The sequence below is a fragment of the Oleiagrimonas sp. genome (assembly GCF_027858935.1).
Taxonomy (GTDB): Bacteria; Pseudomonadota; Gammaproteobacteria; order Xanthomonadales; family Rhodanobacteraceae; genus Oleiagrimonas.
The window spans coordinates 1-8774 of the sequence record NZ_JAQIBU010000096.1; the positions used below are offsets into that span (position 1 = coordinate 1).

8 protein-coding genes are annotated in these 8774 nt (G+C 62.4%); 2 read left to right on the forward strand and 6 right to left on the reverse strand.

The features are described 5' to 3' along the window. Positions 1-369: 369 nt before the first annotated feature. From PF446_RS03735 to PF446_RS03760, 6 genes are all read right to left on the reverse strand, one after another. Positions 370-1110: a hypothetical protein gene (locus PF446_RS03735; protein WP_298069880.1), complete on the reverse strand. Its 741-nt coding sequence runs from the start codon at positions 1108-1110 to the stop codon at positions 370-372. A gap of 30 nt (positions 1111-1140) precedes the next feature. Next, positions 1141-1392, reverse strand: coding sequence for a hypothetical protein (locus PF446_RS03740; protein ID WP_298069882.1), 252 nt, complete (start codon positions 1390-1392; stop codon positions 1141-1143). 566 nt (positions 1393-1958) lie between these two features. Continuing rightward, complete coding sequence (locus PF446_RS03745; RefSeq protein WP_298069884.1) at positions 1959-2309, reverse strand: hypothetical protein; 351 nt, start codon at positions 2307-2309, stop codon at positions 1959-1961. Positions 2310-2441: 132 nt separating this feature from the next. Next, positions 2442-3161, reverse strand: coding sequence for a response regulator transcription factor (locus tag PF446_RS03750; protein WP_298069885.1), 720 nt, complete (start codon positions 3159-3161; stop codon positions 2442-2444). Further along, a complete protein-coding gene (locus PF446_RS03755) occupies positions 3158-4711 on the reverse strand; it encodes a DUF4118 domain-containing protein (RefSeq protein WP_298069886.1) in 1554 nt (517 codons plus the stop codon). The genes PF446_RS03750 and PF446_RS03755 overlap by 4 nt, the downstream gene beginning before the upstream one ends. A 69-nt stretch (positions 4712-4780) precedes the next feature. Beyond that, a complete protein-coding gene (locus PF446_RS03760) occupies positions 4781-6655 on the reverse strand; it encodes a potassium transporter Kup (RefSeq protein WP_298069888.1) in 1875 nt (624 codons plus the stop codon). A gap of 1107 nt (positions 6656-7762) precedes the next feature. On the opposite strand from PF446_RS03760, the gene PF446_RS03765 reads away from it, so the two are divergent. Next, positions 7763-7921, forward strand: coding sequence for a hypothetical protein (locus PF446_RS03765; protein ID WP_298069891.1), 159 nt, complete (start codon positions 7763-7765; stop codon positions 7919-7921). Continuing rightward, positions 7918-8774, forward strand: an 857-nt coding sequence (locus PF446_RS03770; protein ID WP_298069893.1) for an acetate kinase, incomplete at its 3' end; no start/stop codon positions are given. The genes PF446_RS03765 and PF446_RS03770, both read left to right, overlap by 4 nt.

An 8774-nucleotide genomic window follows, 5' to 3' on the forward strand; every position in this document is an offset into this window, starting at 1 on the left:
CGCGGCAAATTAGGGTGAAACATCACCCACTGATGCGGTGTTTATCGGTCGCCGAGCGAAGAGCGAACACGAATATGATGGATGCTGCCACGAACGACGGTTGATCAGACCATCCCTAATCCGCGCCACAACGCTACAGAAACTTGGACTCGCGACGTGGCCGAATAACGGTGCTGTAGCCGATCCCCTACACGCGCCACCTCGATCCCCAGACAGACACAGCCGCCGGCCCGCGAGATGCTGGTCCTCGCCCCGCACGTCGTGACGGGCCGACCAAGGATGTCCAGGCACAAGCCGACACGGGAGTCATGGCGCCGCGGCGTGCGGGACTATTGTTCTTAGCGGCAGGGCGCAAGTGGAAAAAAAAGTCTAGTCACGATAAGTTCGAGCGGCACCCTTAACAAGGGTCGCATATTCTTCGACTAGCCCGACCCTATTGGGTGCCACATTGGTCAGATGATCTAGTCGATATACGATTGCAGAGAGCACGCCTTCGGCGAAATGAGCTTGCGCCAACGAATGCCTAGCTATATTCATAAGTCGGTAAAAATGAGGCGAAAATATATAATTGGACTGAATGTTTTCATATCCTAGTTGGACTGTATATCCACCATGAACAAAGGCGTTGTATAGATCTAGATTATATGTGTAGATTTCATCCACGCGTGTGACTAGGTCAGGGGGCAAGAATAGCTTTAATACTCCGCGCGTAGAGTCCAGAAGTTCGCTCAGATATTGACGTCGCTGTGTCCCTCCGTCTGGGGGTGGACGTTTAGGCATCTTGTCGGTGTAGATAAACTGTTTTACTTCTTCATCCGTCGAAATATCAGACGTAGAGAAGAATACCCCTCTTGCTAGTGCCTCAAGCTGTGGTCTAAATAGTGTGAGCGCGGGATATGCGATGTACGGATCATCCTTGGCAAGAAGATCAGTCAACGCAATAGACTGTTCGATCGAACTCGTAAGTAAACCACGTGCGAGTCGCTGACGAGCAGTTAGTTTTTCAGGTGCAAATTTGTCTATTGCAACGCGGATGTCTCTAGAAATGCGGTTTGCCGCTATCGCTATTTCAGCCATTTCTTTGCTGTTCATGACTTTATTGGCGTCCATGTCACTATCCGTTGAAAATTTGATAGGCGGCTAAGCCTTGAACACCTTGAACTCTCGCACCTGATAGTACGGCACTTGCCCGGCCATGATCCGATGCGCCCGTCGCGCCAGAGCTTCGCCGTTCGCCTGCTGGTCGTGCGTGCGCCACTGCTCGTACAGGTCCAGCGCGAGAGCGCGATTCGCGCACCATGCGCAGCTTGCGCCCCAGCCGCCCTCGTCGTGCGTGCAACCGAATTCCGGGCACGTAGCCTGGGAAAGCATCGCCACAGCGGCGGCGAACACCTGGCGGGGATCTGGGCGGTCCATCCGGCCGAGCGTACGCCGGCCGAGTCTCAAGCCGCGCGAACTTAGTCGCCGCCTCGGGTTGCGAAGCTAGGGCGTATGCTTGGACATCGCCAAGTGAATCAATACCGCCAGGTGAAAGGCAGTGAGCAAACTTCCGACAGTTCATGCGACAGCAAGCGGCACTGTGGGGAAGGTTACTGCGGCGCCCGCTGGACCGCCGCATACCTATCTGGGCATGGCGCGTTCGCACATGAGTGGCGTGACGCTTCTGGCCAGTGGAGTTCCCGGGACGTCTCTGTCGCTAACGCTTGTTGCGGGGTTTGTAGCGGAAAACGCTTTGAAGGCATATCTGTCCCGCACAGGAAACGATGCGAAGGTGAGAAAGCTAGGTGTGCGGCACGATCTGGTTAAGCTTTGGAGCCTTGCCTACGGGGACGGGCTGCCTATTTCCGCGAAGCCGCCGGACTGGTTGGAGCATCTGGGCAAGCTTCACGGTCCGCCATACATTGGTCGCTATTCGACCGGGGTCCACGGCATGGTTACACCTGCTGCCCAACCAATGACTATGGAATTGGAAGCGCTCGTCGATCTTGTGGCCAAAAATCTGTAATTTTCGCGCGCTCCGTCACTCCACGTTCGCCACTTTGCCCAGGTCCGGAGCCCGCTGCGGCGCGATCGTCCCCGGTGACCACCACGAGCCTTGATGCTGCTGCGCCATGCGGCGCCGCACTATACCCCGGGCTCAGGTCCTCCATCATCTGCTGATAGACCATGTGGTTAAGGGCGGCTTTCACGTACCACAGCCGCCCGAACGGGACGCCATAGCTGTGTACGAAGCGCAGCGCCTTGGACTTGTAGGCCCCCGGCTTGTTGCTGCCGTAGCCCGCAATCTGCGCCTTCGTGCGCGTCATCATGTCGTAAGCGTCCGAGAGCATCGACGCGCCCGGGTCCAGGGTCTTGATAAAGCCCTGGCTCCCTTTGTTACGCCCTCAACCTGTCCCGCGTAACTCATACACTCTGCATGTGTCGCATTAGGTTCCCTGCGTCTAGCGAAGGTCACTCGGCGGTTGCTGTTCAAGGAAACGGTAGCCCACACCGGGCTCGGTCTTGATCCATTGCGGTTCTGCCGGATCGTCATCAAGCTTCTGCCGCAGACGTCCGATCACGATGCGCAGGTAGTGCGTGTCCTGAACATGGCTTGGCCCCCAGATTTCGCGCAGCAGCTGCTGCTGGCCAACTACACGGCCGGCATGTTTGAGCAGGGCGGCGAGCACAGCGTATTCCTTGCGCGTGAGCGGGACTGGTTCCTGTTCCAGGAAAACCTCACGGCGGGTGCGATCAATGCGCAGGTGGCCGTCGTCGTAGACCGGCGGTGCGTCCGTGGCCGTTTCCGCCGGGTGGTTGCGCAGCAGCGCGCGCAGCCGCGCCATCAGCTCCTGGATGCCGAACGGCTTGGTCACGTAGTCGTTGGCGCCGTTGTCGAGCGCGCGAACTTTCTCGCCCTCGTCGTCGCGCACCGAAAGCACCAGTACCGGCACCGTGCTCCACTGGCGCAGTTCGGCCAGCACTTCGTGACCCTCGCGATCGGGCAGGCCCAGGTCCAGGATCACCAGGTCCGGATCGCGCGTGGCGGCCAGCACCAGGCCTTCGGCGGCACTGGCCGCCTCCAGTACGTGGTAGCCCTCGGCGCGCAGGCCGATGTCCAGGAAACGCCGGATCTGTCGCTCGTCGTCGATCACCAGCACGCGGGGCGCGGCGGCATTCAAGGTTCGTCCTCCGGAGTTTCCGGCAGCGGCAGGGAGATGCGCAGGATGCTGCCGCCGCCTTCGGCGGGCAAGGCCTCGACCCGGCCGCCGTGGGCGCCGACCATGCCGCGGCATATCGAAAGGCCCAGGCCGGTACCCCGATCTCCGCGGTCACCACGTGCCACCGAGTAGAACGTATCGAAGATGCGCTCGCGCTCCAGTGGCGGGATACCTGGACCGTGATCGACGACCTCGATACGCAGTTCGCCGTCGGCCGCTGCGGCGCGCACGTTTACAGTTGCCCCGAGCGGCGAGACGTGCGCTGCATTCTCAAGGATGTTGAACAACGCCTGCTCGATCAGTGCCGGATGCACGTACAGCAGGATAGTGGAGTGCGGAAGTGTGGTTGCCACGGCTTGATCCGGAAACAGCCGGCGCATGCGGGCGACTGCTGCGATCACGATCTCGGTAGTGTCGACCCAGTCTCGTCGCAGGCTCAATTCGCCGTGTCCGAGCCGGGTCATGTCCAGCAGATTCTGGATGTAGCGGTCCAGGCGCTGGCCTTCCCCGACGATGGCGTCCAGGAGCTGTCGGCGCTCCCCGTCGGGTAGCATGCGGTCGTAGCTCGACAGCGTTTCCGCCGACCCGATCATGGACGCCAGTGGCGAGCGCAGGTCGTGAGAGACCGAGGACAGCAGCGCGTTGCGCAGGCGCTCGGTCTCGCTCTCCACGCGCGCTTTCTCCAGGGCTTCGGCCAGTCGCGCTCGTTCCAGCGCCTGGCCGACGTCCTGCGCCATGGCGAGGGCCAGGTTCTGGTGGTCGGGATCGAGCGGGCCTTGCGTGCAGTTCAGTGCGAGGACGCCGTGGCCCTGGGTGTTCACGCGCAGCGGAAGCATCCAGCAGGCGGCTTCGCGCGCGCGTTCGGTGCCGTATCCGGCCGGTTCCGCGAGGCGGTCGCAGAAGTCGGCCGCGACCCGTTCCGCGGTGTCGAGCAAGGGCGCGCGCGGCGCGGATGCCGACACGTTCCAGGGTCGGTCCTGCGCATCGCGTACTAGGAGTGTCACGTTGGTCCCCAACGCCTGTGCCATGCATTCCACGCCTGCGGCACGAATGGTATCTGTGTCGGCACCGGCGGACAGGCGCTGGCCCAATTCGCGCAGCGCCAGCGCCCGTGTCTGGGCGGTGCGCAGTGAGGCGACCTTGTCCGCCAATTGCGTCGCCAAGCGGCTGCACACCAGTGCCACCACCAGGAAAAGGCCGACCGTAAGCACGTCGTTGGCCGAATCGATGGTGAAGGTGTAGCGCGGCGGGGTGAAGAAGAAGTTGTAGCCGAGGAAACACAGCACCGCCGCATACGCGGCCACGCGCATACGTGCGCGGACGGCCACTGCCAGCACCGCGGTCAGGAAGATCAGCGACAGGTTGGCCACCGCCACGTAGCGGTCCGCGACAAAGGCGAGTCCAAAGGCCACCGCGGTGACCAATGTGGCGAACACATACGGGCCGGCCACCGCGACAAGGTGACCGCGGCGCGGCGCATTCTGCCGGGGATTGATCATGTGCGAGGCCATGGCGTAGCGCTAGCGTAGTGCATCCGCACCTGGCCTGATACGTACCGTGCGTGATGCGCGAATACGGCCTCAGATTTCCACATGCGCGCCCAGTTCGATCAGCCGGTTGCCGGGAATGCGGAAGAACGCCGTGGCCGGCAACGTGTTGCGCGACAGGAACGCGTACAGCTGGCTGCGCCAGGAGACCATGCCGTGGCGATGGTCGCCGGGCACCACGGTCTCGCGCGACAGGAAGAAGGTGGTGTCCATCAGGTCGAAATCGGCGCCGATCGGACCGCACTTGAGCAACGCGGCGGGTACATCCGGGTCCTCGTCGAATCCGAAGCTCAACTGCAGCCGGTACATGTCGAGGCCCAGCGCGACCAGGCAGAATCGCTCGCTCGGATCGGCCGTCGGTGTGTCCAGTGTATCCACGGTCAAAAGCACGTTGCGTTCGTGCAGTACCTTGTTGTGCTTGAGGTTGTGCAGCAGCGAGTTGGGTACCTGGTCGGGATCGGCGGTCATGAACACGGCGGTGCCCGGCACACGCTCCGGTGCATGTTCAGCCAGGCTTTCCAGGAATGGCTTCAGCGCCACGCCGCCCTGACGCAGCTGTCGGGCGACCAGGGTGCGGCCGCGCCGCCAGGTGGTCATCACCACGAACACGCACAGGCCCAGGGCCAGCGGGAACCAGCCGCCGCTGGCGATCTTCACCGCGTTGGCGCTGAAGAAGCCGATGTCCACGGTCAACAGGCCCAGCCCGGTCAGTACGATCGCCAACCATCCCCAGTGCCAAAGTCGCCGTGCCACGACCAGTGCCAGCAGCGTGGTGATCACCATGGTACCGGTCACCGCGATGCCGTAGGCCGCACCCAGGTTGTCCGAGCTGCGGAAGCCCAGCACCGCGGCCACGATCAGCAGCATCAGGATGCGGTTGATCCACGGCACGTAAATTTGGCCAGACATGTGGCGCGAGGTGTGTACCACCTGCATGCGTGGCATGTAGCCCAGTTGCATGGCCTGGTGCGTCATCGAGAACGCGCCCGAGATCACCGCCTGCGAGGCAATCACCGTGGCCATTGTGGCCAACGCGATCATCGGATACAGCAGCGGTCGCGGCACCAGGTGGTAGAACGGGTTGGCCACCGCCTCCGGATGCAGCAGCAGATAGGCGCCCTGGCCGAAGTAGTTGAGTACCAGCGCCGGTAGCACCAGAACGAACCATGCGCCCTGGATCGGTCGCTTTCCGAAGTGCCCCATGTCCGCGTACAGCGCCTCAGTGCCGGTCACCGCTAGCACCACCGCGCCCAGCGACAAGAATGCTTCGGAACGGTTGTGTACGAAGAAGCCCACGCCGTAGGTCGGATCCAGGGCGCGCAGCACTTCCGGATCGTGCACGATCCCGCGGATGCCCAGCGCGGCCAGGCTCAGGAACCAGACCACGCAGATCGGGCCGAACACACGCCCGATCTGCTCGGTACCGTGTTTTTGTAGCGCGAACAGCGACACGATCACGACCAGCGTGATCGGTACGACCCAGTGCGCCAGGCCCGGTGCCGCGATTTCAAGCCCCTCGACGGCCGACAGCACCGAGATCGCCGGCGTGATCACCCCGTCCCCGTAGAACAGGGCCGCGCCGAAGATGCCCAGGACCGCAATGATTGCGCCCAGTCGTGCGATCCCGCGCACGCTGTGCTGGGCCAGCGCCAGCAGCGCCATGATGCCGCCCTCGCCCTTGTTGTCGGCGCGCATGATGAACAGCAGGTACTTCAGCGACACCACCACGATCAGCGACCAGAACACCAGGCTCAACGCACCGAGCACATTCGCGTACGACACGCCGATTCCATGCTCGCCGAACACTTCCTTGATGGTGTAGAGCGGGCTGGTGCCGATGTCGCCGTAGACCACGCCCGTGGCGCCCAGTGCCAGCGCCATCCATTGTTTACCATTGTTGGAAGCCATGACCGTTACCACCCTGTGACTGATCCCCGTCACGTCATGCACGAAGCCTGCGACAGCTGGTGTCGGATCATGAGGACAGGCGAGCGATGCGGGAGGCGGGTATCAGGGATGCATCTAAATGATGCATCTGAGCATCTCAATAAACGAGCGGCTACTCTAATAATCCCCCTGTAAAAAAGGGGCTTCACGAGGCGTGAGGCGCGTAAATTTTGCGTAAAAATCCGTATGGCGCGAAGGTAGGTGGCTCGCGTGTTCGTCACCAGAATCGGCATCTCGCCGCGCACTCGGGGGCCTGAACATTCATCGTGGCCACCCATTTGCGAAGACAACCTAGATTTGCTTGCAGGCTACGATGCCAGGCTCCTTTGCATGTCCGCTTTGGGCGGCGGAGGCAGGCCTTGCAGGACAGGCGAGATCCGGTTGGCCTGAGACAGGCGGTTTGACTCTTACCGGCCGGTCACAGAAAGTCTGCTTCTGGGAAGGCTGGCCATCAACGCTGGACTTAAGACAACGATGAATAAGCCGTCGCAATGGGGTTCTACCCCGTTTCGGAAAACCCGCGAGCGCTTCGGTATATTGAAACCGCAGGGCACGCTGTAAGGTGACAGTGGATGCTGGCCTTCTTTGCAGCGTCGGCGACGTTTTAAGGTCGCTTTTACGGTATGTGCCAAGCATCATTTTTGAAAAGCAAGGTGGCATAAGTGTTTCGGGGCGTTTTTCGATTCCTGCTGCCTTTTTGCGGGTCATGACCGATCCGGGCTCCGAATCCGCCCGACAAACAACTTCGTGGCGGCCATGCGTGGCCAAACGTCTCGTGAAACGGTGCCAACGTATTACTGCATCCTCCCGTTGAAGGCACCGCCCCGGGGGCGGAGGCGGTGGCAGGGGACTGATGCGCATGCTGGGCGCGCCACTTGCCCTCCCATTGATCCGTATCAATACGGGGGCTTGCAGACCGCCGCTAGACTTCAGTCGTGCAAGGTCCCGGGCCTGCCGAGGGCTGGACATCACCCCGGAGATCATCCCGCACGGGCGACACGGAGGACGGTCCAGCGAGCGCTCGAGCCCTTTCCTCGCCGCCTGCCAGACCGGGCTCTGGTTGGGGGCGTGAGCATCAAGGTCGTCGCCGCCAGCCTCTGGTTCACTACATGCGCCTCGGATACCGAAGTCGAGTACAGGATTCATGCTGAACGTTTTCGCGGTCCGGACCGCCTGGGTTCGATCCTGGACCAGCTGCAGGGCTTGATGGAGGACGCACTTTCATGAGCACATCCCGGCACCCAGGCGCTTCGCGCATCCTGGCCCTGAACGCGGGTTCGTCGAGCATCAAGTTCGCGGTCTTCGACGCTACCGAGCCGCCATTGCGACGGTGGTCGGGGGAACTGCAGGGCATCGGGCAGTCACGGCCGATGTTCCGGGCCCACGCACAGGACGGGGCCGATCCCGCTGCGCAAGTGGTGCACGCGCCCGATCATGCGGCCGCGTCCGGTGTGGTGCTGGAGTGGATCGCGCGACATGCTGCCGGCTCGCCCCTTGCCGCGATCGGGCACCGCGTGGTGCACGGCGGCCCGGATTTCAGTGCGCCGCAGTTGGTCACTGTCGATCTGGTGACAGCATTGCACCGGTTCAGCGCGTTCGATCCTGAGCACCTGCCCGCTGAGCTGGGTCTGATCGAGGCCTCGCGGCAACGATTTCCGGGGGTGCCGCAGGTGGCATGTTTCGACACCGCATTCCATCACGATTTGCCGGAGGTGGCGTCGCGCCTGCCCCTGCCGCGGCGCTATGCCGAGCAGGGTGTGCGCCGCTATGGTTTCCACGGTTTGTCCTACGCCTTCCTGATGCGTGCGCTGGCCGCTGTGGACGACGGATCGGTCGCTTCGGGCCGCGTGATCCTGGCCCATCTGGGCAGTGGCGCCAGCCTGGCAGCGGTCCGCGACGGCCGGCCCATGGATACCACCATGAGCTTCACCCCCACTTCCGGGGTGCCGATGAGCACCCGGTCCGGCGACCTCGATCCTTCCCTGTACCGGTATCTGGCACAGACCGAGTCGATGAGTCCGGCACGCTTCAACGCGCTGGTCAACGACGAATCCGGGCTTTTGGGCGTGTCCGGGACCAG